Source organism: Pseudomonas sp. NFACC25 (assembly GCF_900100935.1).
GTDB lineage: Bacteria > Pseudomonadota > Gammaproteobacteria > Pseudomonadales > Pseudomonadaceae > Aquipseudomonas > Aquipseudomonas marginalis.
On sequence record NZ_FMUC01000006.1, the window covers coordinates 21115 to 45165 of the forward strand.

Sequence of the window (24051 nt, forward strand, 5' to 3'; positions counted from 1 at the left end):
CATGGCTTCCGTAAATGCCTCCCACGACGATGACGATGATGCCGCCGTCGACAGCATCAACATCACGCCCCTGGTGGACGTACTGATGGTGGTGCTGGTGATGTTTATCCTCACCGCCACCGCCCAGGTCTCGGGGATCCAGATCCACCTGCCCAAGGCCAGCGCCTCGGTGTCGCTGTCGGAGGCCAAGACCAAGGCCATCTCCGTGAATGACGGAGGCCAGGTGTTCCTCGACGCGTACCCGGTGACCCTCGGCGAACTGGAGGAGCGCCTGCGCATCGAGAAAGCGCTGAACCCGGACTTCCCGGTGATCGTGCGCGGCGATGCGATGGTGCAGTACCAGAAAGTCATCGAGGTGCTCGACCTGCTGCGCCGGCTGGAGCTGTCCCAGGTCGGGCTGGTCACCGGCAAACCGAGCCAGGGCTGAGTGATGACCGCACAGATCCCGATCGCGCCATTGCCGGTGAAGAACAAACCGCCGTTGCGCCCGTTGAAGTGGGGCGCCGGCCTGTTGCTGGGCGCCGTGGCGGCCTGGTTTCTCTGGCAGTGGGCCAATGACATGAGTGGCGTACGCCGTGAAGCGCCGAAGGTGCCGACGATTATTCCGTTGCCGCCACCGCCGCCGCCACCCCCGGAAAAACCCAAGGAACCCGAGCCCCAGGTTGAAGAGAAGGTCCCGGAACCGGTGCCCAGTCCCGAACCCGAAGAGGTCAAGCCGGCCGAGGAAGCACCGCCTTCACCGAATGAAGACCTGGCCAACCCGATGCAGATCGACGGGGATGCGCAGTCCGGTAACGACGGCTTCAACATCGGCGCCGGCAAGGGCGGCGGCATGGCCGGCAGTGGCGGCGGCGGGCTGGGGACCGGCACGTACAAGCAGTACCTGGCCGGTACCTATCAACGGCTGATGCGTGAAGACCCGGAGCTGCGCAAGAAGGCCTTTGCGATACAGATCGACCTGTGGCTGGGCGCCGACGGCCAGGTGACGAAGGCGCTGGTGGCCAAGTCCAGCGGAGATGCCGACACCGACGCGCAGATGCTGGCGCTGATCCGTGCGCCTCGCGCCACCCAGAAACCTCCGGCGTCGCTGACGCTGCCCATGCGCCTGTCCCTCAAGGGCCGGCGCCCGGATTGATTGCACGAAACCTCTTACCTACGGTTTTTTACAGGAGTTGCGTACACATGATTTCCCCCGTGAATCGACTGACCCTGGCGGTTGGCATGGTCATCGCGACCCTGGTCGGGCAGGCGGCGGCCGCCCCGGTTGCGCCTTCGGAAAACGTCACCATCAACCTGATCCGCCTGCTGGTGCAGCAAGGCGTGCTGACCCAGGACACCGCCAATGGGCTGATCGCCCAGGCCGAAAAGGAAGCCCAGCAGGCCCGCCAGGCCAACGCCGCGCCGGTGGTTGCCAGCGGCCCGGCGACCGCGCCTGGGGATGTGCGCGTGCAGTACGTGCCGCAGGCGGTGCGCGACCAGATCCGCGACCAGGTCAAAGCCGAAGTCATGTCCACCGCCAAGCGGGAAAACTGGGCGCAGCCCAATACGTTCCCCGACTGGATCTCGCGCATCAGCTTTGATGGCGATATTCGTCTGCGCGACGAGTCGCGCTACTTCTCGGGCAATAACAGCAACAACATCACCGATTTTGCCAAGCTCAATGACACCGGCCCGTACGACGTCAACAAGAACTCCAACACCAAGTTCCCGCCGCTGCTCAACACCCGCGAGGACCGCGAGAACCTGTTCCGCCTGCGTGCACGCCTGGGCATGAAAGCGGTGATCTCGCCGGAATGGACCGCCGGCATTCGCATCGCCACCGGCTCCGACAATAACCCGGTGTCCACCACCCAGACCCTGGGCGGCGGCTTTGGCAAAAAGGACATCTGGCTCGACCAGGGTTATCTGAGCTGGAAAACCACCGACTACATGACGTTGACCGCCGGGCGCATCGGCAACCCGTTCTATTCCACCGACATGATGTATTCCAACGACCTCAACTTCGACGGCGTGGCGGCGATCTTCAACCATAGCCTCAACAGCGAGTGGGGCCTGTTCGGTACCCTTGGCGCCTTCCCGGTGGAGTACACCTCCGACACCGCCAGCACCAATGGTATCGACAAGGAAGACAGCGACACCAAATGGCTGTTTGGCGGGCAGATCGGCGCGGATTGGAAGATCAACCGCAGCAACCGCCTCAAACTCGCCGCGGCTTATTACCAGTTCCAGGACATCGAAGGCGAGCGCTCCAGCCCTTGCTCCACCTGGCAGGGCGCGGCAGGTTGCGACACCGACGGCACGCGCGTGGCCTTCATGCAGAAAGGCAACACGGTGTTCAACCTGCGCAACAACACCACCAACCCGGCGGATCCTGCGCGCACACCCGACCCGCAGTACGTAGGCCTGGCGTCCAAGTTCGATGTGCTGGACCTCAACCTGGTCTGGGACAGCGAACTGCCCAGCGACTTCAAGCTGCGCAGCCAGGCCAACTTCATTCACAACCTGGCCTACGACAAGGGCGAGATGCTCAAGCGCAGCGAAGGCGAGATCGTCAACAACATCAACAGCAACGGCCAGTTTGAAAGTGGCGGTAATGCGCTGATGGTCTCGTTCACCCTCGGCAGCGCCCTGGAGATGCGCAAGCGCGGCGACTGGAACCTGTTGGCCGGCTACAAGTACATCCAGCCCGACGCCTTGCCCGACGGCTTCAACGACTCGTCGTTCCACCTGGGCGGCACCAACGCCAAGGGCTATTTCATTGGCGGCAACTACGGTATCGACAAGAACATCTACGCCAGTGCGCGTTGGTTGAGCGCCTCCGAAGTGTATGGCCAGCCGTTCGAAGTCGATGTGATGCAACTGGAACTCAACACGCGCTTTTGATGCGCAGGGAGATGCCACATGAACACACGAATCTGCGCGCTGTTACTGCTGCTGGTGAGCACCGGCGCGTCGGCCGAAGGCATGGAGGAGCGCCTGCGTACGCAACTGCGCAGCACCACCCAGCAATTGCAGGCGCTGCAAAGCGAACAGGCCCAGGCCAGTGCCGCACGGCTGGCCGCCGAAAACCAGGCCAAACAGGCCCAGGCGCAAATCAAGCAATTGACCGCTGAGCTGGAAAAGGCCCGTGGCACCGCCGAGCAACTGGCCGGCCAGCAACAGAGCCTGCACAGCCAGGCGCAGGCCCAGGTGGCGGCGAGCAACGAGCAGATCGGCAAGTTCAAGAAGGCCTATGACGAACTGCTGGTGCTGGCCAAGGGCAAGGAAGCCGAGCGCGCGCGCCTGCAGGCGGCCTTAAGCGAACGTGACACACAAGTGCAGCAATGTTCAGTCAAGAATCAACAGATGTACGGCGTGGCCCAGCAACTGCTCGCGGCCTACGAAAAAATCGATGTGGCCGAGGTGATGAGCATTCGCCAGCCGTTCGCCAGCAGCGCACGGGTCAAGTTCGAGGAACTGGCCCAGGGTTTTGGCGACGATCTGTACAAGAGCCGTTTTGATGCGCCCCAGGCAGCCGCCAATCACTGATAGACAAGGAAGAGATCACCATGAGCGAATTGATCACCAGCGTCACCGTCCAGAGCCTCACCGACCTGTTGCAGGACGCCGGCTACCGGGTTAACCAGAGCGAACAGAACGGCATCGTGCAGTTGCTCAGCGCCAGCCAGGGCATCGGCTTTGCCGTGCGCTTCGGCAACCCGGCGGCGGAGCAGGGCAGCTATGTTGACTTCACCTACAGCTGCGCGCTGCGGGTACAGGGCGAGTTGCCCGAAGGCCTGGCCCCGGTATGGAACGCCTCGCGGCGCTTTGCGCGGTTGTCGGTGCAGGGCGAGTTCCTGTTGATGGAAATGGACGTGGTGGTGGCCGGGGTTGGCGTCACGCACCTGCGCAGCCAGTTGGAATTGTGGGATCGCCTGTTGCAGGAGTTTATCGTCTACCTGCGTGAGTACAGCCAGCAGGCCGCGCAGTTGCAGGCTGCCGCGGTGGGTGAAGAGGTGGCGGTGCTGTGAAAAAGCCAACCCTGATGCTCGGCGCGGGGGCGCTGGCTGTGCTGGTGGTGGCCGTGGCGTTGAGCCTGCGACCGGGCAGCGACCCGGTGGCGGCGCAGCAATCGGCGCCGGTGATCACTCCCGCGCCGAGCGGGCCAGCGGTGGCGCGCCTGGGCAACCAGCAGATCGACCTGGCGGAGCTGAAAAGCGTGCTGGCCAGCCTGCCGGCCGAATCCCGCGAGCAATTGCGCGGCAACCGTGGCGCCCTGGAAACCTGGATTCGCTCGAGGCTGGCGCAAAAAGCCGTGCTTGAACAGGCCGATGCCCAGGGCTGGCGCCAGCGCCCGGAGGTGGAGCAGCAGACCCGCGCCGCCGCCGAGCAGATCGTGTTTCGCGACTACATGCTCTCGGTCAGCCAGGTACCGGCCGATTACCCCAGCGCCGCCGAGTTGCAACAGGCCTACGACAGCGGCAAGGCGCAATGGGTGACGCCGCCGTTGTACCAGGTGAGCCAGATTTTCCTCGCGGTGAATGACCCGCAAAACCTCGACGCCGTACGGCGCCAGGCCCAGGAACTGAGCCGTAAGGCCCAGGCCGCGCCGGCTGATTTTGCCGCCCTGGCCACGCAGTTTTCCCAGGACACCGACAGCGCCGCGCGCGGTGGCGATTCGGGGATGCAGCCGTTGCAGCAACTGGTGCCGGAGGTGCGCGGCGCGGTGGCGCGGCTCAAGGTCGGTGCGGTCTCGGACGTGGTGCAGAGCCCGGCCGGGTTTCATGTGCTCAAGCTCATCGGCCAGCAGCCGGCGCGCACCGCCACCCTGGACGAGCTGCGTGAACGCCTGACCCAGGCCCTGCGCGCCCAGCGCCAGGAACAGATCGCCAAGGCCTACCTGGAAGGCATGCTCAACACCGCGACCTTGAGTATCGACGGCGCCGAGTTGAACAAAGTGCTGGAGTAACACGCCTCAACCCGCATTGGATGCACAGACCAACCAGACAGGGAGTCTCCCATGGCATTTCTCGAACCGTCTGCCCCACAGGGGCCCACTGCTTACCGTGCACCTACCGAGCCACGCAGTGCCTGGCTGGCCCTGGCCAGCGAGATCGACCCGGAGGTGGCCCGCTACTTTCTGGTGAGTGCGCGCTGCGGCTGTTTCATGCAGGCCGCGCGCAGCCTGAATATCAAGGCAACCCTGTTGCGCAAGCGCCTGGCCCAGCTGGAAGAACACCTGCGCCATGCGCTGTTCAGCTACCAGGGCAACGGCCTGGTGCTCAGCCGCGACGGCCAGCAGTTGCAGGCCCAACTGATCGCCCTGGCCCATGAACGGCGCCTGCCGGTACTGGAACAGCCGCTGATTCGCCTGGCGGTGGCCGAGCCGATCCTGCACGACATCCTCGGCCGCGACCTGATCGCCTTGCTGCGCCGCAATGCCAGCGTGCGCCTGGAGATCATCTCCCTCGACAGCCACCTGTCCCTGCAAGCGGTGGACGTGGATGTGGTGCTGTGGCTGGCGGACACCGACGGTCCGGTGCCCGGCCCGAGCTTCGTCACCGAACCGCCGCGGGCGCTGGCGCGATTGCGGTACCTGCCGCATATCGCCAAGCGCTATTCACGCCTGACCACGCGCCCGGACAGCGTGGAAGACCTGGCTGACTACATGCTGGTGCAATGGCAGCCGGACGCCCAGGTCGAGGCCCTGCAGCCGTGGAACCAGGTGGTGCAACAGCGCCTGGCGGCGGTGGTGCAGGTGCATGCCTATTCGCTGATGCTGGAGATGATCCGCTGCGGCGCCTGCATCGGTTTGCTGCCGCACTACATGAGCAGCTTCGACCGGGGGCTGGTGGCGTTGCCGGGGTTGTTGGCCGAGGACAGCATGCAGCGCCAGGTGTGGCTGGCGGTGAATGCGCAGGTGCGCCACCCCGAGGCGGTGCAGATGATCGTCGAGTTGATCATCAGCACCTTTGAGGGGCGGCGGGAGTGGTTTGACTAGCGCAGCAATGCGAGGCTAACGGTGTCGTTAGCTTGCCTTGGTATCAACCTTGAGTGTTTCGAGGTATACCAGTCTGGTTTTACCTTCCTCGACCTTGTAGGTAAAGACAGGATATGACTTCCCATCGAACTCGGGGCCGGCTCGGTTAATGGCTCTCTGAAACTGTGGCTTGGCGGCCTCCCAGGTCTGACCGTTTGAACCATAGAAAACCAGGCCGGCCAGTGCGTCGGGTGGCACGCCCACTGTCTGGATTTCGCTGTTTTCAAGTGGGTTGTCGGGATGCTCGCCTTGTTGGGTTTTCAGTTCCGTCAATAAGTCTTGCATGCCTTTGCGGGCGTTCTCCTGCCCCATGTAACGCGTGTCGGCCTGGATGTTCCCAGAGAAGGCATCTTTTTCATGTATGGCGGTGATGTTGTTCTGGAGTTTTTCCGGAAACGCCAAGATGGCCATGTTTCGCGGCAGGGCTCCAGCGTTGTCACCCATTTTGTAGTAGTTGGGCAGCAAGTCTGCTTGAGCCAGGCTCCATTTGCGCAGCCCTCCATGTCCTCTGTTGGCATCGCCCTGTGCGCGAATGTTGTCAAGGGTCTCACCGGTGTTATGAAACTCCAGATGCGCGTTTCTGAGCTGAAGGGTTCTGATCAGTAATCCGTCTTTTTCGAAGGCTTCAATGACGGGGCGATATTGCGTTCCATCTGTTGCAGTCGAGGTTGTTACTTCGGTGGTGGGCACACGATTGTTTTCAACGACCGTTGTTGGTGGTTCGATGCGGCCTCCTGACACGAAGGCATTGTCAGTTAGTGGCGGTCGCCCACTATTTTCGGGCAGCATGCCGACGGCACTGCTTGAGTTTGAACGTGCAGCAGATCTTGATCCTGCAGCACGATGAAGAAACAGCAACATTGCGAAGTTGACCAACAGATCGGCTGCGGCGGTTAGTTTATCGCCCTTTTTACCTTCTTCTTCATTAGTCAGAGTTTCGAGATCGCCAAGGACGCCGTAAAGCTGCATTGCCATGCCGAGGACGGCAGCGGGTCCGCGAAGAACGGGCAATACTGCGGAGAGGACCATAAATCCACCTTCTTTCAGTGTCGCCCACCGACTTTCCGAATCCGAAACCGTGTGCTGTTCTTGCAACGAGATCATGGCCTTGGCATTGGCCTCGTACAGATAGTTCATCAATTGACCGGATTGCAGTTTTGTTTGCAGGTCATCCATCGCAGTTCCGGCGGTGGCGATCGTCGGCGCATCCGGCTTTCGCAATGCATTGAAGTCACTAAAAAAAACTCGGTTAGCTGGCAGGTGAGGTTCGCTGAACCCTCCATGGCGATAAACCGTGCGGCTGGACTCATCCGGTAGCCAGGCAATAATATCGGTTTGCAACTTTCCGGGCTTCTGGATGGCTTCCATCAATGCCTGCCGCGAAGGAAACTGCAGCAAAGGTGCATCGTTCATCAGTGGGCGATAGAGAATATGAGGGCCTTGGGTGCTGTCCTTGGGTTCGATCAGGAACATATTCTCAACAACGTCAGGGCTGCTGCCGGGCTGACGTACGAACGCCAATGGACGCATTGTGATCTCTTTGCCGTCAACCGTTTTATTGCCTGGCGTGGGATCAAGAATTGCCTGGAGATAGCGAAACCCCATTGCGTTATCGAAGCCGGACTCGCCTTTGGCGGTCAGTTCCAGGGCTTTGATTTTTAATTCAATGGGCACTTGCTGCCCATAACGTTGTTGGCGCTCTGTCTTTTTAGTTGGGTCGTCAAGCAATTCCTTTTTAAGTAACTCAGGATAGTTCTTGCCGACATCGATGCCCGCAATAAGCGTGTCGAAAGCATCTCTATTGCTTAGGGCGGGTATAAGCGCTCCCGTTGTTTTGTTTCGTACTTCTACTTCGGTGAACATGAACTGTGCAAGGTTCTGCATGAACGCTTCGGTGAGGGACATTTTACCGGACTTTTGGCGCACTAACGGGGTTGTAAGGTAGGCAAGATTCGTGGAGTAGTGCACTTCCACATCATCGATATCACAGGTGAAGGGGGGCGGTGAGAGGGCTTTTACTTGGTCCTGTATATACGTGTGGAGGTCAGGGATCCCGCTGTTATAGGTTTGTTCTTTGTTGCGATGCATGTAGCCCGCCAATTCCGTGGTGAGCTCATACAGCATGAAACGGTTGACATCGGTGGTGTTTTTTATCCAGTCGGACACCTTTTCCGCGGCTGCGTCAGAGGGCTGGGAGGAGAGCAGTGCAGGGTAGGTGGTGACTGCATCCGCGTTGTTTCTGTTGATAAGATTGCTTGCCTGGATATAGAACGCATCGGCATCCACTTTGGTCACTTCAGTGCTGAACGTTGCGTTCGGTTGTTGTATTTTCAGGTTCCCTTCCCACGCCTGTTTGGCTGCATTCAACGAGTTGTAGGGGGTCACCTTGCCGCTCGGCTCGCACACCAGCACGAGCGTACGCCCCGGGTACATACGTTCTATGACCAGGTTGGGGGTCAGGGATTGCGGGGTATCGGGGCGGGCATTGTCGGTGCTGGAGAAAGCGAACACGGTTACGGAGCTATCCGCCAATTTGGGGCGTGTCGAGCCGTGGGGGTACCTGGCCACCAGGTCGAGGGTTTCCCGTTGCATGTCATTCAACCCAGGGTGTTTCATACTGGCCAGGAGCAGGTTGCTGCGCATCAGTTCACCGAGCATCAATCGGCGATCTCCGCCGAAAATGGACGCGTCGGCACCGACACCAGGGGCGGGTTCATTGAAAGGTGGCTTGCCCCAATAATCGAGCCTGGCTGCTTGCATGGCTTCGTCCAGCTTGCCTGGCAACTGACTGATAGCCGTTTGCAGCGCCGATCTATCGATGTTCAGCGCGGTGCCCGGCGGATTGCCCGTAAGTGCCTGCGCGTTCGCACGCGTGTCGACAAACTTGCCGTCATGGCTGAACACCGGTGCATCGGCACCGGCAATATGGTTAAGGGCGAGTTCCATAAGGGGTGTTTCCAGGAACTGGCCCGGATTCTGCGGGTCCGGGGCGGCGAAGGCCAACTGCTGGACATCGACGTTCAGAGAGGGAGATGCCGTGCTGATGGCATCCTTTAGCAATCCGGCTACCACTGTTTGACGGTTCGGTTCGCCCCCAAACAGACGCTGTCCGATGATATCCGCTGGCGTTACAGGCTGGGCGGATGGCATGGCCGGCGTAGGTATGGCCGCGTCGATCTGGTTGCGTCTGAACGGCGTTGTGGGAACGGGGAAGCTTGGCGGGGGGAGTCCTTCCGTATGCGCCAGGCGCTGTTTGGCTGCCTGTTGGTGTTCGCGCACAGCAAGGGAGAGTGGGTCGTTTGGAGGATTGTCTTTGTCCAGGGCAGGGAACCCATCGCGAATGAGTGCTGCGCTTTGTTCGAGCCACTGCGGTGAGCCGTAATGCTCGCGGACTCCGTAAAAATCCAGAATGCCCGCCATGGGGAGATTTTCCCTAACGTAGTTATAGTTCTGCAATCTCTGCGAACTGCTACCCCTTATCTCGCGCGCCGCTTTCAAAATGTCATCTTGAATGGGTTTCCAATGTCGATTTTTAACCGGGAAATGGATCCATTTGAAGCTGCCGTCCGAGCTCCTTATCTTGCAAAACAGAGTCCCTTTATTATCGATTTCTACAGTTCTTGGATCTACGCAGTGTGTTTGCATGAACTTCTTGAAAGTATCGCTGGAGAGAGCCTCTTTATAGGCTTGCACTGCCTGCATATAGGATGAATCCTTAGGAAGGTCGGAGACCGTCAATTCAGTCGCTTCGTTCTGGCCGCCTGTGGCTTTGACTCCCACCCATCTGCTGACATCACGGGCAAGTTCCCGGTCGGCCTCCTCGACACGTTGCGAGATTGTCGGCGTGCGGTTGGCATCTGCTACACCCCGGGTTTCGTTGTAGGTCGCCGTGGCGATGGCGTTCTCGACTTCGCCTTGTGCCTTCCTGACGCGCATGAATTGCGGCGCCAGCGGACCGTTGTGGGGCATCAGGGATTTGAAGGTGCCGCCCTGGAGGCTGCGGATTGAACTGAGCAGGTCGAACTGACGGTTCACGGGCTCTTCGCCATAGAAGTTACCCACTACGTCAATGGGGGCACTGTGTTCGCCGGTGTACGGGAACGATTCAACTCGACCGGCAGCCACCTCTTTTGCCGCGGCTGCGACAGCGGCGCTGGCTTCTCTCCAGCCAGGCGTATTGCGCGAGAAAAGTTGAACTTTGCCATTGATAGTGCATTCCATAGAGTCCGCATGGGGGAACCACCTGAGGCTGGAAATATCGATGTTGTGGTTCTTGGCATAGCTTGCGAACGGCTCTTGTTTGAGCGCCAGTGTGAAGAGTGCCCAAGCCTGGCCGAAGGTGGAAAACGGTGGAATGTCAGTGACCGTGGGTGGCTGGTCGGCGGTTTTCGGAACAGAACCTTTGCGACTTTCCAGCAGCATCAATGCGGCGCAATACTGGCTCGCCATTTCCTTATCGCTCTTGTGCAGCAGTTGCTTGCTTTGTTCCAGGGTGTGTTGAAAATGGGGATCCCTGGGGCTGGGCGGTGGATTCACAGGCCACTGTGTGACGGTTTGAATCAGTGACCGTTTGGTCCTGCCCTGTACTGACGGTTCGCCGTCCTGAGCGCTCGCCGATGATCGGGTTGTGGCTGGCTGTGGTTGTACGGTTACCGGCTGGGACATGATGGTCATAGGATTTTCTCGTAATGGTCAGGGAAAAGACGACACCGTAATCGCGTTTTGTTGCCTGCGACCTGTGGCTTGTAGGGAGTGGCATGTCTAAACTCGGCAGTTCCGCCCATGTGTTTCTGGTGTATACGGAGCCCTATCCCGATGCAGAGCGAGCAGTGATGCAGGCCACCCGCTTGACCCTCATTTGCCACGCCGCCACGCCTGCTCAACAGTACGGGCGTTTTCCCGATAACGAGTCCGTGGCGATGGATTGGCAAGCCGCCGCGCTGTCCCTGGCCGGGCGCTATAAGAAAACCCCGCGCCTGGTGTGTGCGCCCGAGGCACGCGCCAGGCAGACTGCAGGACTATTCGGCAGTGACGCGGTGATTGAGGATGCCCTGCGCGATGGCGATTTCGGACGATGGAAAGGTGTGGACATTGGTCGCCTGCACGGCGATGAGTTGCAGGCCTGGCTCGCTGACAGCGCCAGCGCGCCCCATGGCGGCGAGTCGGTCGATCAGGTGTGCAGGCGGGTGGCGCAGTGGATGCAAACCCTGGAGGCCCAGCCCGGGCACATCGTGGCCATCACCCATCCCTTTGTCGTCCGCGCCGCGTTACTGCATGTCATGCAGTGCCCGGTGTCGATGTTCTACCGGATCGACGTCGAGCCGCTGTCCGCCACCGAGCTGCGCTTCAACACGGTGTGGCGCCTGCGCCTGGAAACTCACGCCTGAGGGCGTGAACATGGCAAAATCCACGCCCCGCAATGAGAGCACCCCATGAAACGCATCCAGATCATCGGCATTGGCGCCGGCAACCCTGACTACATCACGATGCAGGCCGTGAAGGCGCTGAACCGCACCGACGTGTTTTTCCTGATGGACAAGGGCCAGAGCAAGGACAAGCTGATCGACCTGCGCCGTGAGATCTGCGAGACCTATATCACCGAACCCGGCTACCGCTTTGTCGAGGCCGACTGCCCCGAGCGCGTACGCGGCGACGTCGACTACACCACCGCCGTGCAGGACCTCAACCGCGACAAGCAGGCCACCTTCGAGCGCATGATCAACGAAGAAATGGCCGACGGTGAAGTGGGCGCCTTCCTGGCCTGGGGCGACCCGGCACTGTACGACAGCACCATCCGGATCCTGCAGGCGATCCTGGCCAGTGGCCGCTGCGCCTTTGAATTCGAGGTGATTCCCGGCATCACCAGTGTGCAGGCCCTGGCGGCCCAGCATAAGGTGCCCTTGAACCGTATCGGCAAGTCCATCGAGATCACCACGGGGCGTCGCCTGGCGGCGGGGCAGGCCAGCGAGGCCGATACCCTGGTGGTCATGCTCGACGCAGAAGATTCCTACCGCACGGTGGCTGATCAGGACCTGGAGATTTACTGGGGCGCCTACCTGGGCACGCCGGATGAGATATTGATCAGCGGCAAGGTCAGTGACGTGGCGGAACAGATCGAACGGGTGCGCAAGGCGGCGCGCCTTGAGAATGGCTGGATCATGGACACCTATTTATTGCGCAAACCCTGAGGTCATTTCCCATGCTCAAACTGTTTGCCTTGGCGCTGACCCTGATGGCCGGCGTTGCCCACGCCGATTCCGAGTTGCACACCGATTTGCCGCTGGCGTACCTGGAACAGACCCAGGGCGATGCGCGCAACGAGCCGCTGGTGATTTTCCTGCACGGGTTCGGCAGCAATGAGGAAGACCTGTTCGGCATCAAGGACGCACTGCCGTCCACCTGGACCTACCTCTCGGCCCGTGCGCCGACGCCGGTGCAACCGAATGGCTTTCGCTGGTTTACCAAGACCCCAGGTGACGGCGATTACGATGGTGTGACCGCCGATTTGCACAGCAGCGCCCAACTGATCAAGGATTTTGTCGGCCAAGCCACCGCGAAGTATCACACCCAGCCTGACCGCGTATTCCTGGTGGGGTTCAGCCAGGGCGCGATCATGGCGTATGAGGTGGCTTTACGTGACCCGCAGCTGGTGCGTGGCATTGCGGCGCTGAGTGGCAGCGTGCTGCCGGTGCTCAAGGCTGAGCTCAAGCCGGATCAACGCTTGAACAACCTGGCGATCTTTATTGGCCATGGCACCCTGGACCAGGCACTGCCCTATGCCTCGGCGACGCGGGCGAATGAGGTGTTGGTGGGGCTTGGGTTGAAGCCGGAGTTTCATGGCTATCCGGGGATGAACCACACGGTCAGTGAGGCGGAGGTGCAGGATCTAAAGGCCTGGCTGGAAACGAGTTTGAAGTGAGCGCGCTGAACAAAGGTGGGAGGGGGCAAGCTCCCTCCCACCTTTGATGGGTGTTGTCAGGACTCTTTGTTATTTGCCGCCGGTAATCTGCTTCACCAGCTCTGCATGCCCCTTCGCATCATCGGCCCGCGAGATCGCCTGGATTACCAGCAAGTGGTTGCCGGAGCCGCCGAGGAACGTGGAGTTCAAGGTCTTGCCGCCGCCCTGGGTGGCGGTGCTGTCCACCTGGCGCAGGCCGAGGCCCTTGAAGGTCAGTTTCTTCTCGCTTAGCTTCTTGAAGTCGGGCAGGGCAGCACTCTGGTCCTTGACGAAACCGGCCACGGCACCATCGAGGAACTGCGGGTCGTTGTCCTTGATGCTCACCCCGTCGTTACGCACGGTTTCGGCGACGATCACCACGCTTTTCGTGCTCTGGTTGGCGTACATCGTGCCTTGGGTATTGGCGCTGCCGTCCTCGGCCTTGCCGGCCGGGAGGGTGTCGGCGGCATATCCCTTGGGCAGGTTGAAGTTGAACTTACCGCCCAGGGTGGAGATGGTTTGCGTGGCCGGCTTGGCGGCGGCGAAGACGCTGCCGGCGGTCAGCGCGAGGGCCAGCAGGATAGCGGTCTTGGTGAACGTGGCCATGAAGCGCTCCAGGGGTGAACGAGATTGCGGCACATTCTGTCAGAAAATTCGCAATATCGTTCGCCCTTAGCCTCACACCTTGTCGGACTCTTCCTCAAGCCGATCCATTTCAAACAGTCGCGCCAGTTCCGCCCGGGCTTCCTGGGCGGTCTGCATCACCTTGGCCGCATCGTCGTACACCGCGTGCTGGGCGGCGAGCACTTGCAGGTCGTGGTTCTTGAAGCGGGTGATGCGGGCATCGGCCTGGGCCTGGGTCAACCCGAGGCCCACCAGGGTACGGCGGCTCATTTCCAGGCTGGAGTAGAAGGTCTCGCGAACCGGCGAGGCGTCGAGGTCCACCAGGCGGTGCACGTGCTGGCGGTTACGCGCACGGGCGATGATCTGCATGTGCGGGTAGAGGTTGCGCACCAGTTCGGCGGTCTTGATGTTGATCTCCGGGTCGTCCATGGCGATCACGAAGAACTCGGCCTGGTCGACCTTGGCGGCGTGCAGGATCTCCGGACGTTGCGGATCACCGTAGAACACCGGCATGCCGCCGAAACTGCGGGTCAGTTCGATGGTTTCCACCGAGGTGTCGAGGGCGATGAAGGAGATGTTCTGCGCGCGCAGGATCCGCGCGACGATCTGGCCCATACGGCCCATGCCGGCGATCACCACGCGCGGCGCATCGCTTTCGATGGTGCGGTATTCCTCCGGTACTTCCACCGGCTTGACCTTGGGCTTGAACAGCTTGGGGCAGACCAGCAGCAACAGCGGGGTGACGGCCATGGACAGGGTGATGGTCAGCACCAGCACGTCGTAGAGGTGCGGTTCGAACAGGCCCTGGTCGCGGCCGATCTTGAACACCACAAAGGCGAACTCACCGCCCGCCGCCAGCACCACACCCAGGCGCAGGGCGCTTTCGCGGTTGAGATCACCTACCATGCGGCCCACGGCGTACAGCAGCGGCAGCTTCAAACCGATCAACAGCAGGGTCAGGCCGATCACCACCAGCGGCGAGCTGAGCAGCAGGCTGAGGTTGGCGCCCATGCCCACGCTGATAAAGAACAGCCCCAGCAGCAGGCCCTTGAACGGCTCGATCTGGGATTCCAGTTCGTGGCGGTACTCCGAGTCCGCCAGCAGCAGGCCGGCGAGGAAGGCGCCGAGGGCCATGGACACGCCCACCAGTTCCATCAGCCAGGCGGTACCGATCACCACCAGCAGGGCGGTGGCGGTGGACACTTCGCGCAGGCCGGTCTTGGCGACGATGCGAAACACCGGTCGCAGCAGGTAGCGCCCGCCGATGATCACCACGGCAATACTGCCGAGGATCTGCAGGACGTGTTGCAGGCCCTGGGCTTCGGTGGCCGGATGATCGCTGCCGGCCAGCAGCGGCACCATGGCAATCAACGGGATCGCAGCGATGTCCTGGAACAGCAGGATCGCAAACGCCAGGCGCCCGTGGGGCTGGTTCAGCTCCTTCCGCTCGGCCAGGCTTTGCAGGCCGAACGCGGTGGACGACAGCGCCAGGCCAAGGCCGAGCACGATTGCGCTGTTCCACGACTGGCCAAACAGCCACAACGCCACCGCGCCCATGACCAGGCCGGTGAGCAGCACCTGGGCCAGGCCGACGCCAAATACCGCCTTGCGCATCACCCATAAACGCTTGGGCGACAGCTCCAGGCCGATGATAAACAGCAGCAACACCACGCCCAGTTCGGAGAACTGCGCGACGCTTTGCGGGTTACCGATCAGGCCCAATACCGACGGGCCGATGATCACACCGGCAAACAGATAGCCCAGCACCGCGCCCAATTGCAGGCGCTTGGCCAGGGGCACGGTCAGCACGGCGGCGAGCAGGAACACCACGGCTGCTTGTAACAGATTGCCTTCATGGGGCATTGCGAACTCCAGGATCTTTAAAACCAATCGACAGGAGGGTATTAGAGCGCTTTTTACCTTTCGAAAATTGTGTTTTTGCTGCGTTTGAGGGGACAACACGCCAGTGTGTGTCTGGCGGCGGGCGGTTCACGCCGGCTTGCGGTACAAACCCACGGCCAGGCCGACGATGATGATCGCAATCGAGATCAGGTCTGGCGCGGGAACGCGCTCGCCAATCAGCAGCATCGAACTGCTGAGCCCGAACACCGGAATCAACAACGACAGTGGCGCCACCATGGACACCGGGTACAGCTTGAGCAGCGAGTTCCAGCCCCAGTAGGCAAAGTGCGTCGCCAGGTACACCTGAAACAGAATGGACAGGATCGCAATGATGTCGAGGCTGGATTGCAAGCCTTCGAACGGCGCGCTGCCATGCATCAGCCACGCCATGAGAAATAACGGGATCGGCGGAAACAGGCTGGCCCACACCATGAACGAGAAGACCTCAGTGACCCCCGACTTCTTGACGATGACGTTACCCACGCTCCAGGCCAGCGCACTGAGTACGATCAACATCACGCCCAGCACTGCGTGGCTGCCTTCTCGGGTGGAGATGATAGCTGCCAGGCCGATCAGGGCCATAAATGCACCCGCCATTTGCGTCCCGCGGAGTGTTTCCCTGAACAACACGCAACCCCAGCCCATGGTGAAAAATACGCTGAGTTGAATGATCAATGACGCGATGCCGGGGCTCACACCCCTCTCGATGCCATAGTTGATCACGCCCCACATGCCCAGCCCGAAGATGACGCCGTAGGCGGCCACGTAGCTGAATTTGACGGCGGGGCGCTTGATGAAGAACACCAGCGGCAGGGCGGCGAGGGAAAAGCGGATGCCCGTGAGGACAAAAGGGTCGACCGAGCGCAGGCCGAGTTTGGTGATGGGGAAATTCACCCCCCATACCAGGGTGACGAGCACGGCTAACGCCAGGTGTTTTTTCAGCATGGAATGTTCCCTTGGTCATGACGCTTTTCGAGGGCGTTGATGTTAGGGAGGGGCGGGTTGGCCCGCTTGCTATACAAGGCCATCTTTTGACAGAATCGGGCCATGATTCCGACCTTTGATTCCGCCAGCCCAGAAGCCGTGGTAACGCTGCGCGAATACCCTTGCGGCACCGTCTTTGAGCGGCACACGCACTCACGTGGGCAGTTCGCCTATGCCTCCACCGGCGCGCTGAAAATGTTCACCGATCTCGGCAACTGGGTGGTACCGCCGCAACGGGCGATCTGGGTGCCGGGTGGTGTGCCCCATGAAATGCATATGCGCGGGGATGTGGTGATGCTCAATACCTACCTGGACGCCGATGCCGCTAAGCGGGCGCGGTTGCAGGAGCGCTGCCAGGTGTTTGAAGTGTCGCCCCTGCTCAGGCATTTACTGGAGGCGGCGCTGGCTATCGACTCCTCGGCATTACCCAGCGTGAGGCATCACTGCGTGCTGACGCTGTTGATTGATGAAATCGCAGCCATGCCCGAGCTGCCACTCAGCGCGCCATTGCCGCGCGAGCCGCGGCTGGCGCGAGCATGTCAGCGCTTCCTGGATGCGCCCACGCAGAAAATCACCCTCGATGAGATGGCTGATTGGTCGAACATGAGCCGGCGCACCTTCACCCGCCATTTCTACGAGGGCACGGGGATGACGTTCGTGTCCTGGCGCCAACAGGTGTGCCTATTGGAAGCCACCGCACGGCTAAGCCATGGCACGTCCATCACCGATGTCGCGTTCGAATTGGGGTTCAGCAGTTCCAGTGCATTCACCTCCGTGTTCCGGCGCAACCTGGGGGATTCGCCGGCGCGCTACCTGGCCAAATCAAAGGCTGCGGCGCAGTTCTGAGCCTTCGCGACCGCCACGCCGGTCAGGATTCACCGTTCTGCAGGCCTCCCTTTGTTATTATCGCCGTCCCTCGTCACCAGGAGTCACCGGCCCATGCAGCACCAGTGGGATGAAATGCACCGCACCCGCAAGCCCACGTTCGTATTGTGCGGCGAGCCTCAGGGCGATGTGCTCAATCTCTATGTTCACGGTTACTCGGCGTTCTTTAACCGGCAACAGCTGGGCAATTTCAAGCAACAGCTGGCGGGTATCGAGGGTTCGACCAACCTGATGCTGTTCTGGCCGGCGGGGCATTTCCTGGAAAACCTGTTTGCGCCCTTCAAGGAGGTGATCGCCGCGATGCTGGGGGGCGGCAGCATCGGTGCCGCGACTGTCGGCGTGGGCAAGGCGATTGCCTATTTTCTCGACCACTACAAAAGCGTCGAGGCGCGGGTAGACGAAGTGGCCAGGAGCTTGCTGCCGGAGCTGGCCAGCTACCTGCATGGCGAGGCGCTGCCTGTGCGGCGTATCAACCTGATCGGGCATTCCCTGGGGGCGCGGATTCTGGTCAAGAGCCTGCTGGCCAGCCCGGATACCGCCCGGGAACTGCCGTTGGACAACCTGCTGTTGATGGGCGGGGCGATCTGTACGTCCAGCCCTTGGGATGAGGTGTGCGCGCCGCTCAAGGGGCGGGTGATCAATTGCCACTCCAGCAAGGACTGGGCCCTGGCCATGAAGCCGGACACCGAGCGGTGCATCGGCCGGTATGCGATCCCGGTGACGCCGGCGCTCAAGGCCAAGGTCACCAATGTGCACCTGGCCACCTTCGATCACGCTGCCTACTGGCCGCAGTTGCAGACCGTGGTGCAGTACACCGACCTGTTGCACGAGCGGCGCGGCCTGATCCGCGCCGACCAGCGCAGCAGCGAGGTACGCTTTGCCGAAGAGGACACCGACTTGTTAGCGGCCCTGGTGCAGGCGCGGCCGGAGGAGCTGGCGTTCCTGGCCGAATTGATGGCGCAAAAGCGCAGTGCATCGATCGACGCCACGGTGCGCGAGCCGCTCAAGCTGGCCATCGAGTTGCAGCGCATGGGCGGCGACAGCTTTATGAACCTGGCCCGTGGCCATGGCGTGAACTATCGGCAGATTGCCGAAGAGGTGGCGCAGCGACTGGGAATCAAGTTTGCCGAGCCCGTTGAAACGGTGGCATTGGCTGACCTCGAAGCCCGGGTCGCGGAAAAACTGCTCGAGCAGTACAAGGACAAACTCAGCCACGCCGACCGCCAGGTATTCGATGCTGAACTCAAGACGGCCGCGCAAAAGGAGCAGGGTCTGTTCAGCCGTTTCGATGTCGGCCGAACAGCCACTACGGCGTTGAGCGGCACGGCGCTGGCCGGGTTGACCGGGTTTATCCTGCGTCGGGGTGCGGCCTCTGCGATCCCGGTGGTCGGCCAGGCGTTGGCGGCGGCGATGCTGCTGGTGAGCGGTGTACGGGCGTTTTCCGGCCCGGCTTACTCGATCACCACCCTGGCCGTGCTGGTGATCGGGGTGATTCGCCAGCGCATGGAGCGTGAAGCCTTGAATCAGGAGATGGACCTGGTGGTACAGGTCGTGGAGGCGTTTGACCTGCCTCGGGAGACGGTGATGCGCACGGTTGCTTCCGACTGATAAGCTGAGCCCCTGTCGAGTGTGTTTGCCTGGGATACCGCGTGAAATTCAGCCTGCCGAAAATCGCTACCGCTCCATTCTGCCCGCCGGAAGTGGCCGGCTCCGTTGCCGTTGACCCCAAGGCGTCCTTCTTCAAGCGCATCCTGATGTTCGCCGGCCCCGGCCTGCTGATCTCCATCGGCTACATGGACCCGGGCAACTGGGCCACGGCCATCGAAGCCGGGTCGCGCTACGGCTACAGCCTGTTGTTCGTGGTATTGCTCGCCAGCCTGGCGGGGATGGCGGTGCAGTGCCTGTGCTCGCGCTTGGGTATCGCTACCGGCAAGGACTTGGCGCAACTGTGCCGTGAGCGCTACAGCAAACGCTCGGCACGCACCCAGTGGGTGCTGGCGGAAATCTCCATCATCGCCACCGACCTCGCCGAAGTACTCGGCTGCGCCCTGGCGTTTCACCTGTTGCTGGGCGTTTCCCTGACCACCGGCATTGTCATCACCGCCTTCGATACGCTGTTGGTCCTGGCCCTGCAAAACCGGGGGTTCCGCCGCCTGGAAGCGATCATGCTGGCGCTGGTGGCGACCATCGGCGTGTGTTTCTTCATTGAGCTGGTGCTGATCAAACCGTATTGGCCGGATGTGTTCAGCGGCTTCACCCCATCACTGTCGGCCATCAGCGATGCCGCGCCGTTGTACCTGGCCATCGGTATTCTCGGCGCCACGGTGATGCCCCATAACCTCTACCTGCACAGCTCGGTCGTGCAAACCCGCCTGATCGGCAAAGACCTCGCCAGCAAACAGGACGCGGTCAAGCTGGCCCGGATCGACACCATTGGCTCCCTGGCCCTGGCACTGCTGGTCAACGCCGCCATCCTGATACTCGCCGCCTCCGCCTTCTACAAGACCGGGCACACTGGGGTGGTGGAGATCCAGGACGCCTACCGCTTGCTTGACCCGTTGGTGGGCGGCGCCTTTGCCAGCATCCTGTTCGGCATCGCCTTGCTGGCGTCCGGGCAAAGCTCGACCTTTACCGGCACCATCGCCGGGCAAGTGATCATGGAGGGGTATCTCAACCTGCGCATTCCCTGCTGGCAACGCCGCCTGATCACCCGTGGGCTGGCGCTGATCCCGGCGTTTCTCGGGGTGTGGCTGATGGGCGACCAGGCCATTGGCAAGCTGCTGATCCTCAGCCAGGTGGTGCTCAGCCTGCAGTTGCCGTTTGCGTTGTACCCGTTGATCCGCATGACCGGCGACAAGCAGCTGATGGGGCCGTTCGTCAATCGCCTGCACACCCGGGTGCTGGCATGGTTTCTGTTTGCGCTGATCAGTGGCGCCAATGCGTGGTTGATCGGGCAGTGGGTGTTCTGAGTTCCAGGCCGTGGGTGCGGGCTATACCAGGATTGCCAAGGATGTGTACTGGGCAATCTGCGTGTCGGCGGTCAATAGCCTCATCGGTTCACTGATGGCTGTCGCTACGATGAGCCGATCAAAAGGGTCTTTGTGATGAGGCTCAAGCTCCTTGACGGCAATCGCGTGTTCCGAGGTGATGGGCAGTTCGACGAAACCGCTTTCAAGGCAGTATCCCCGGATTTCGTCCAGGTCTGCATCGAGTTTTCCAAGGCCGACCTTGATCGCCATTTCCCAGAAGGTTGCCGCGCTGACGTAGATCTCTGCGGCATTCTCGATCAGTCGTCGGGCTTTGCTGGATAGCTTCGGGTCGTCACTCAGTGCCCAGAGCAGAACATGGGTATCCAGCAGCACCCTCATGGATGGCTGCCCTCAAACGCATCCAGCAGATCGCCTGGCAGGGGCGCATCAAAGTCCTCGGGGACAACGAGCTTTCCTTTCATCGCGCCAATTCGCTGACCGTTGGATTTCCCCACGGGAACAAGTTGTGCCATCGCACGCCCATGCTTGGCAATGGTGATAATTTTGCCGGCGGCGGCGTCATCCACCAGTTTTGACAGGTTATTTTTTGCTTCGCCCAAGGGTACGGTAATCATGAGGTGCTCCGCGTATTTTGGCCAAATATAGCCAAAACTGGGTGAGCTATCCAAGACGAGCCGACCGCTGGTTGCCGCCTCACGTTCAGCGCGTGACGGCTTTGGGTACATGAAAACCATGGCATCTCTCCAAAAAGGACATCGCCAAAGTCTGCCCCAATGCACCCGGTCCAAAATAGGGTGGCCCGTTAAATCAGACCGAACCTACTTTTACTACTCGGAAAATTCCTCAACCGTTTATCGATCCCAATACGGCACCGTCCCAAAACACTCCACGAAATAATCGATCACCGTGCGCACCTTCAGCGACAGCCTGCGGCTCCCCGGCCACAGCGCCGCGATCTGCTGCGGCTCCAGCGTGGTCGCCACTTCATATTCCGTCAGTACTGCTTGCAGGGTGCCAGCGCGCAGGCCTTCGCCGATCAGCCAGGACGGAAACACCACCAGGCCCAGGCCTTGTTCAGCGGCGTGGGTGAGGGTGTCGGCGTGGTTGCCGGTGATCGGGCCCTTGACGCTGTAGGGCGTCCAGTCGTCCTGGCCTTTGCGGAAGAACCAGCGTTGCTGGCCGGTGATGCCCTTGTAGGCCAGGCACTGATGATGGAGCAGTTCCTCGGGGTGCTGGGGCGTGCCCTGGCGGGCCAGGTAGGCTGGGCTGGCGGCGAGGCGAAAGCGCTGGGGGGCGAAGATGCGTGCCTGCATGCTGGAATCGTTGAGCACGCCGATACGGAACAGCAGGTCGGTGCCGTCTTGCAGCGGGTCGACGTATGTATCGGTTTGCTGGATGTCCAGTTGCAGCTTCGGGTAGCGCCGGCATAACTCGCCCAGCCACGGTGACAGGTGACGCTGGCCGAACACCATCGGCGCGTTGATGCGCACCAGGCCGCTGGGTTCGCTTTCCTGTTCCTGCAGGGCCTGGCCGGCGGCTTCCAGCTGTTCGAGCAGCAAGCGCGCGTGTCGCCCCAGCAGGCGCCCGGCCTCGGTGGGGCTCACTGCGCGGGTGTGGCGGTAGAGCAACTGCTGGCCGAGGGCCTGCTCCATCAGTTGGATCTGCCGGGAGATGGAGGAGGGCGCCAGGCCTTCGCGGCGGGCCACTTCGGAAAAGCTGCCGTGATCCAGCACCGCGACGAACAGGCGCAGCGCCTTGAAACTCAATTCATTCAAGCCCTGCATCAGGCCTCCGGGTTGTGCGTATTGCGCAAAGGTGTTGTCGGCATACTCCCATTTATCGCACAGGCAGGCCACCGGATAATGCGCGCCATGTTTCCTTTATTGACGCGCAGGTGATGTATGCAGGCCAGTTCTATCGAGGGTGTGGCGCAAGCCAGGCCAAAAAACAGCCTTTTACGGTTGCTGTTGTTGCCGCTGGTGATCCTGGCGGGCATGGGGCTGTCGGTGGAGGCCGGGTTGCTCGGGCCATTGGGCGTGCAGGTTGGGCATTTATGGGCAACCTTGAGCATCTTCGGTGTCGGCTCGGCGATTCTGTTTTTGCTGCTGCTGTTCAGCGGCCCGCAAAAGGGCCCGGCGTTGTCCGAGTTGCCGCGCTGGCAACTGATCGGTGGGTTCCTGGGGCCGATGTATGTGGTGGTGCTGACCCTGGCCACGCCGCACATCGGTATTGCCATGACCATGATCGCGATTTTGTCCGGCCAGGTGGGCAAGAGCGTGCTGATCGACCATTTCGGCTGGTTCGGCACCGCACGCAAACGGGTCAATGGCGAGCGCTGGATAGCCCTTGCGTTGATTGTGGCGGCACTTGTTCTGATTGCACGAGGGTAAGGCGATGAATCTGATTCTGTTATTGGTGCTGGTGATCGCGGCGGGTGCGGTGCTGAGTGTGCAGGCGGCGATCAATGGTCGCCTGGGCCAGGCGGTGGGTGTGTTGCGCAGCAGTCTGCTGACGTTTGCGGTGGGCGCGCTCACTACCGCGTTGTTGATTTTCTTCTTCGAGCCGGCCCAGTCCGTGAGCCTGCTCGACGTACCCAAATGGCAATTGACCGGCGCCCTGTTCGGCGTGGTGTACATGATGGTGATGGTCGGGGCCGTGCCGGTGGTCGGTACTGCAGTGGCGACCGTGGCCGTGATTACCGGGCAATTGGGCATGGGCATGCTGATCGATAACTTCGGGTGGCTGGGCAACCCGGCCGTCGAACTGTCGAGCAGCCGCATCCTGGCGATGGTATGCCTGGCTCTGGCCTTGGTGTTCATGTACCGCAGCAATACGCGCACCGACTGATGGTTTGAACCATCGCCGACGCCTGGCAGTCACTGCTTAAGGTGCCGGCAACCGCCGCACCGGACGACCATGAAGAAGGAGTCTGGCCATGCCTGATCAAACCTGTGCCTGCCCGCATTGCAAGTGTGTGCTGGGCGTCGATGCGGTAATGAAGGACGGTAAGGGCTATTGCTGCCAGGGCTGCGCCGAGCATCATGCCCATGGCGAGCCTTGTGCGGCGGCGACGGGGTGCGAGTGCGCCAAGTCGGCTAAAGGCTGAATACGTTCGCAGGGAGCGTCGATAGTGGGCTCCCTGCGTATCCCTTACTGGGGTTCCAGCTCCAGGCGCAGGCTGTGGTCGGACAAGCGCCGGCTGTCTTTTACCACGCCGCTGGTTCGTCGACCTTCGAGGGCCAGCACCAGGGTCTGCGCATCATGCAAATCGTCCGGCAGCGGCTGGAACACCTTCAGCACCAGCCAGCCGGGCTTATGCTGCACGCTCACCTGGCACTCGACATGCTTGGCCAGTGGCCCGAACAATGTGTCCCGGGTGTAATCGATGCGTGCCTTGCCGTTGATTGAATCCATGCTCATTTCTCCTTGATCAAGCCTGGGCGCGCGCATCCGAGCGGCGCCATTGCACGTTTTTTATGCCGAATTTCTCGGCCTGTTCCTGGCTGGTTTTCTTCACCCGCTCGCGGGCGAAACGGCCGATACGGCCCACGCCAGCGTCACAGCTTGCCCAATGCCAGGCCTCCAAGGTATCCAGCTTTTCCAGACGAATAATGAAGGACTTGGCTTCGCCATGAAGGGTGTAGTCGATCACAAACAGTTTTGCGTTATTCATTGGCCCCTCAACCCTGGTGGTGTAAGCAAGTGATCGC

Annotated in this window: 25 protein-coding genes; 16 read left to right on the top strand and 9 right to left on the bottom strand. The window is 61.1% G+C overall.

The window, feature by feature from the left end:
- Position 1: 1 nt before the first annotated feature.
- From BLQ09_RS15530 to BLQ09_RS15560, 7 genes are read left to right on the top strand one after another with little or no spacing between them, the layout of a single operon-like run.
- A complete protein-coding gene (locus tag BLQ09_RS15530; RefSeq protein ID WP_010211136.1) occupies positions 2-427 on the top strand; it encodes an ExbD/TolR family protein in 426 nt (141 codons plus the stop codon).
- Positions 428-430: 3 nt separating this feature from the next.
- On the top strand, positions 431-1135 hold the full coding sequence (locus tag BLQ09_RS15535) for an energy transducer TonB family protein (RefSeq protein ID WP_065924370.1): 705 nt from the start codon (positions 431-433) through the stop codon (positions 1133-1135).
- A gap of 47 nt (positions 1136-1182) precedes the next feature.
- Complete coding sequence (locus BLQ09_RS15540) at positions 1183-2883, top strand: putative porin (protein ID WP_092357721.1); 1701 nt, start codon at positions 1183-1185, stop codon at positions 2881-2883.
- Positions 2884-2901: 18 nt separating this feature from the next.
- Positions 2902-3528, top strand: a complete 627-nt coding sequence (locus BLQ09_RS15545) for a hypothetical protein (protein WP_027607530.1) — start codon at positions 2902-2904, stop codon at positions 3526-3528.
- 20 nt (positions 3529-3548) lie between these two features.
- The gene (locus BLQ09_RS15550; protein WP_043293764.1) at positions 3549-4010 is read left to right on the top strand and encodes a YbjN domain-containing protein; all 462 of its coding nucleotides are present in this window, start codon (positions 3549-3551) and stop codon (positions 4008-4010) included.
- Positions 4007-4948 (top strand): peptidylprolyl isomerase, encoded by a 942-nt coding sequence (locus tag BLQ09_RS15555; RefSeq protein WP_092357723.1) that lies wholly within the window; start codon positions 4007-4009, stop codon positions 4946-4948. Before BLQ09_RS15550 ends, BLQ09_RS15555 begins: the two co-directional genes overlap by 4 nt.
- Positions 4949-4999: 51 nt before the next feature.
- The gene (locus BLQ09_RS15560; protein ID WP_027607527.1) at positions 5000-5980 is read left to right on the top strand and encodes a LysR family transcriptional regulator; all 981 of its coding nucleotides are present in this window, start codon (positions 5000-5002) and stop codon (positions 5978-5980) included.
- A 27-nt stretch (positions 5981-6007) separates the two neighbouring features.
- Here the strand turns inward: BLQ09_RS15560 and BLQ09_RS15565 are convergent, their stop codons facing one another.
- Positions 6008-10693 (bottom strand): dermonecrotic toxin domain-containing protein, encoded by a 4686-nt coding sequence (locus BLQ09_RS15565; RefSeq protein ID WP_139202118.1) that lies wholly within the window; start codon positions 10691-10693, stop codon positions 6008-6010.
- 158 nt (positions 10694-10851) lie between these two features.
- Between BLQ09_RS15565 and BLQ09_RS15570 the strand changes: the two genes are divergently transcribed.
- The 3 genes from BLQ09_RS15570 to BLQ09_RS15580 are packed head-to-tail and all read left to right on the top strand — an operon-like array spanning position 10852 to position 12938.
- Positions 10852-11406, top strand: a complete 555-nt coding sequence (locus BLQ09_RS15570; protein ID WP_027607525.1) for a histidine phosphatase family protein — start codon at positions 10852-10854, stop codon at positions 11404-11406.
- Positions 11407-11451: 45 nt separating this feature from the next.
- Positions 11452-12207 (top strand): precorrin-6A synthase (deacetylating), encoded by a 756-nt coding sequence (cobF, locus tag BLQ09_RS15575; RefSeq protein WP_092357727.1) that lies wholly within the window; start codon positions 11452-11454, stop codon positions 12205-12207.
- 11 nt (positions 12208-12218) lie between these two features.
- Positions 12219-12938 carry an alpha/beta hydrolase gene (locus tag BLQ09_RS15580; protein ID WP_027607523.1) on the top strand — a complete coding sequence of 240 codons (720 nt, stop codon included), beginning with the start codon at positions 12219-12221 and terminating at the stop codon, positions 12936-12938.
- 69 nt (positions 12939-13007) lie between these two features.
- Here the strand turns inward: BLQ09_RS15580 and BLQ09_RS15585 are convergent, their stop codons facing one another.
- The 3 genes from BLQ09_RS15585 to BLQ09_RS15595 all read right to left on the bottom strand — a co-directional run bounded on the left by BLQ09_RS15585 (position 13008) and on the right by BLQ09_RS15595 (position 16427).
- Positions 13008-13562 carry a DcrB/PsbP domain-containing protein gene (locus BLQ09_RS15585; RefSeq protein ID WP_027607522.1) on the bottom strand — a complete coding sequence of 185 codons (555 nt, stop codon included), beginning with the start codon at positions 13560-13562 and terminating at the stop codon, positions 13008-13010.
- A 72-nt stretch (positions 13563-13634) separates the two neighbouring features.
- Entirely contained in the window at positions 13635-15443 is a 1809-nt protein-coding gene (locus tag BLQ09_RS15590; protein ID WP_092357729.1) for a monovalent cation:proton antiporter-2 (CPA2) family protein, read from the bottom strand.
- Between the two features lie 126 nt (positions 15444-15569).
- Positions 15570-16427 (bottom strand): EamA family transporter, encoded by an 858-nt coding sequence (locus BLQ09_RS15595; protein WP_092357731.1) that lies wholly within the window; start codon positions 16425-16427, stop codon positions 15570-15572.
- Between the two features lie 102 nt (positions 16428-16529).
- On the opposite strand from BLQ09_RS15595, the gene BLQ09_RS15600 reads away from it, so the two are divergent.
- The 3 genes from BLQ09_RS15600 to BLQ09_RS15610 all read left to right on the top strand — a co-directional run bounded on the left by BLQ09_RS15600 (position 16530) and on the right by BLQ09_RS15610 (position 20320).
- Positions 16530-17312 (top strand): AraC family transcriptional regulator, encoded by a 783-nt coding sequence (locus tag BLQ09_RS15600; RefSeq protein WP_027607519.1) that lies wholly within the window; start codon positions 16530-16532, stop codon positions 17310-17312.
- A 93-nt stretch (positions 17313-17405) separates the two neighbouring features.
- Positions 17406-18959 carry a DUF726 domain-containing protein gene (locus tag BLQ09_RS15605; protein WP_092357733.1) on the top strand — a complete coding sequence of 518 codons (1554 nt, stop codon included), beginning with the start codon at positions 17406-17408 and terminating at the stop codon, positions 18957-18959.
- Between the two features lie 41 nt (positions 18960-19000).
- Positions 19001-20320, top strand: coding sequence for an Nramp family divalent metal transporter (locus BLQ09_RS15610; RefSeq protein WP_027607517.1), 1320 nt, complete (start codon positions 19001-19003; stop codon positions 20318-20320).
- A gap of 21 nt (positions 20321-20341) precedes the next feature.
- Here the strand turns inward: BLQ09_RS15610 and BLQ09_RS15615 are convergent, their stop codons facing one another.
- From BLQ09_RS15615 to BLQ09_RS15625, 3 genes are all read right to left on the bottom strand, one after another.
- Positions 20342-20719: a type II toxin-antitoxin system VapC family toxin gene (locus BLQ09_RS15615; protein ID WP_027607516.1), complete on the bottom strand. Its 378-nt coding sequence runs from the start codon at positions 20717-20719 to the stop codon at positions 20342-20344.
- The gene (locus BLQ09_RS15620; RefSeq protein WP_371914519.1) at positions 20716-21066 is read right to left on the bottom strand and encodes a type II toxin-antitoxin system Phd/YefM family antitoxin; all 351 of its coding nucleotides are present in this window, start codon (positions 21064-21066) and stop codon (positions 20716-20718) included. The genes BLQ09_RS15615 and BLQ09_RS15620 overlap by 4 nt, the downstream gene beginning before the upstream one ends.
- Before the next feature lie 126 nt (positions 21067-21192).
- On the bottom strand, positions 21193-22125 hold the full coding sequence (locus BLQ09_RS15625) for a LysR family transcriptional regulator (protein ID WP_027607514.1): 933 nt from the start codon (positions 22123-22125) through the stop codon (positions 21193-21195).
- 117 nt (positions 22126-22242) lie between these two features.
- Between BLQ09_RS15625 and BLQ09_RS15630 the strand changes: the two genes are divergently transcribed.
- The 3 genes from BLQ09_RS15630 (at position 22243) to BLQ09_RS15640 (ending at position 23447) form a co-directional block, all read left to right on the top strand.
- Positions 22243-22731 carry a DMT family transporter gene (locus tag BLQ09_RS15630; RefSeq protein WP_027607513.1) on the top strand — a complete coding sequence of 163 codons (489 nt, stop codon included), beginning with the start codon at positions 22243-22245 and terminating at the stop codon, positions 22729-22731.
- Positions 22732-22735: 4 nt separating this feature from the next.
- Positions 22736-23188 carry a DMT family transporter gene (locus BLQ09_RS15635; RefSeq protein WP_027607512.1) on the top strand — a complete coding sequence of 151 codons (453 nt, stop codon included), beginning with the start codon at positions 22736-22738 and terminating at the stop codon, positions 23186-23188.
- 88 nt (positions 23189-23276) lie between these two features.
- Positions 23277-23447, top strand: coding sequence for a metallothionein (locus tag BLQ09_RS15640; protein WP_074846300.1), 171 nt, complete (start codon positions 23277-23279; stop codon positions 23445-23447).
- A 44-nt stretch (positions 23448-23491) separates the two neighbouring features.
- Here the strand turns inward: BLQ09_RS15640 and BLQ09_RS15645 are convergent, their stop codons facing one another.
- Together BLQ09_RS15645 and BLQ09_RS15650 are read right to left on the bottom strand one after the other, a co-directional pair.
- Entirely contained in the window at positions 23492-23755 is a 264-nt protein-coding gene (locus BLQ09_RS15645) for a hypothetical protein (RefSeq protein ID WP_027607511.1), read from the bottom strand.
- Between the two features lie 16 nt (positions 23756-23771).
- On the bottom strand, positions 23772-24014 hold the full coding sequence (locus BLQ09_RS15650) for a DUF6555 family protein (RefSeq protein ID WP_027607510.1): 243 nt from the start codon (positions 24012-24014) through the stop codon (positions 23772-23774).
- Positions 24015-24051: the final 37 nt, after the last annotated feature.

What these genes read in the sequence shown, in the direction of transcription:
- BLQ09_RS15530 (WP_010211136.1), top strand. Translation starts at nt 2, where the DNA reads ATGGCTTCCGTAAATGCCTCCCACGACGATGACGATGATGCCGCCGTC.
- BLQ09_RS15535 (WP_065924370.1), top strand. Translation starts at nt 431, where the DNA reads ATGACCGCACAGATCCCGATCGCGCCATTGCCGGTGAAGAACAAACCG.
- BLQ09_RS15540 (WP_092357721.1), top strand. Translation starts at nt 1,183, where the DNA reads ATGATTTCCCCCGTGAATCGACTGACCCTGGCGGTTGGCATGGTCATC.
- BLQ09_RS15545 (WP_027607530.1), top strand. Translation starts at nt 2,902, where the DNA reads ATGAACACACGAATCTGCGCGCTGTTACTGCTGCTGGTGAGCACCGGC.
- BLQ09_RS15550 (WP_043293764.1), top strand. Translation starts at nt 3,549, where the DNA reads ATGAGCGAATTGATCACCAGCGTCACCGTCCAGAGCCTCACCGACCTG.
- BLQ09_RS15560 (WP_027607527.1), top strand. Translation starts at nt 5,000, where the DNA reads ATGGCATTTCTCGAACCGTCTGCCCCACAGGGGCCCACTGCTTACCGT.
- BLQ09_RS15565 (WP_139202118.1), bottom strand. Translation starts at nt 10,693, where the DNA reads ATGACCATCATGTCCCAGCCGGTAACCGTACAACCACAGCCAGCCACA.
- BLQ09_RS15570 (WP_027607525.1), top strand. Translation starts at nt 10,852, where the DNA reads ATGCAGGCCACCCGCTTGACCCTCATTTGCCACGCCGCCACGCCTGCT.
- cobF (WP_092357727.1), top strand. Translation starts at nt 11,452, where the DNA reads ATGAAACGCATCCAGATCATCGGCATTGGCGCCGGCAACCCTGACTAC.
- BLQ09_RS15580 (WP_027607523.1), top strand. Translation starts at nt 12,219, where the DNA reads ATGCTCAAACTGTTTGCCTTGGCGCTGACCCTGATGGCCGGCGTTGCC.
- BLQ09_RS15585 (WP_027607522.1), bottom strand. Translation starts at nt 13,562, where the DNA reads ATGGCCACGTTCACCAAGACCGCTATCCTGCTGGCCCTCGCGCTGACC.
- BLQ09_RS15590 (WP_092357729.1), bottom strand. Translation starts at nt 15,443, where the DNA reads ATGCCCCATGAAGGCAATCTGTTACAAGCAGCCGTGGTGTTCCTGCTC.
- BLQ09_RS15595 (WP_092357731.1), bottom strand. Translation starts at nt 16,427, where the DNA reads ATGCTGAAAAAACACCTGGCGTTAGCCGTGCTCGTCACCCTGGTATGG.
- BLQ09_RS15600 (WP_027607519.1), top strand. Translation starts at nt 16,530, where the DNA reads ATGATTCCGACCTTTGATTCCGCCAGCCCAGAAGCCGTGGTAACGCTG.
- BLQ09_RS15605 (WP_092357733.1), top strand. Translation starts at nt 17,406, where the DNA reads ATGCAGCACCAGTGGGATGAAATGCACCGCACCCGCAAGCCCACGTTC.
- BLQ09_RS15615 (WP_027607516.1), bottom strand. Translation starts at nt 20,719, where the DNA reads ATGAGGGTGCTGCTGGATACCCATGTTCTGCTCTGGGCACTGAGTGAC.
- BLQ09_RS15620 (WP_371914519.1), bottom strand. Translation starts at nt 21,066, where the DNA reads ATGTACCCAAAGCCGTCACGCGCTGAACGTGAGGCGGCAACCAGCGGT.
- BLQ09_RS15625 (WP_027607514.1), bottom strand. Translation starts at nt 22,125, where the DNA reads ATGCAGGGCTTGAATGAATTGAGTTTCAAGGCGCTGCGCCTGTTCGTC.
- BLQ09_RS15630 (WP_027607513.1), top strand. Translation starts at nt 22,243, where the DNA reads ATGCAGGCCAGTTCTATCGAGGGTGTGGCGCAAGCCAGGCCAAAAAAC.
- BLQ09_RS15635 (WP_027607512.1), top strand. Translation starts at nt 22,736, where the DNA reads ATGAATCTGATTCTGTTATTGGTGCTGGTGATCGCGGCGGGTGCGGTG.
- BLQ09_RS15640 (WP_074846300.1), top strand. Translation starts at nt 23,277, where the DNA reads ATGCCTGATCAAACCTGTGCCTGCCCGCATTGCAAGTGTGTGCTGGGC.
- BLQ09_RS15645 (WP_027607511.1), bottom strand. Translation starts at nt 23,755, where the DNA reads ATGGATTCAATCAACGGCAAGGCACGCATCGATTACACCCGGGACACA.
- BLQ09_RS15650 (WP_027607510.1), bottom strand. Translation starts at nt 24,014, where the DNA reads ATGAATAACGCAAAACTGTTTGTGATCGACTACACCCTTCATGGCGAA.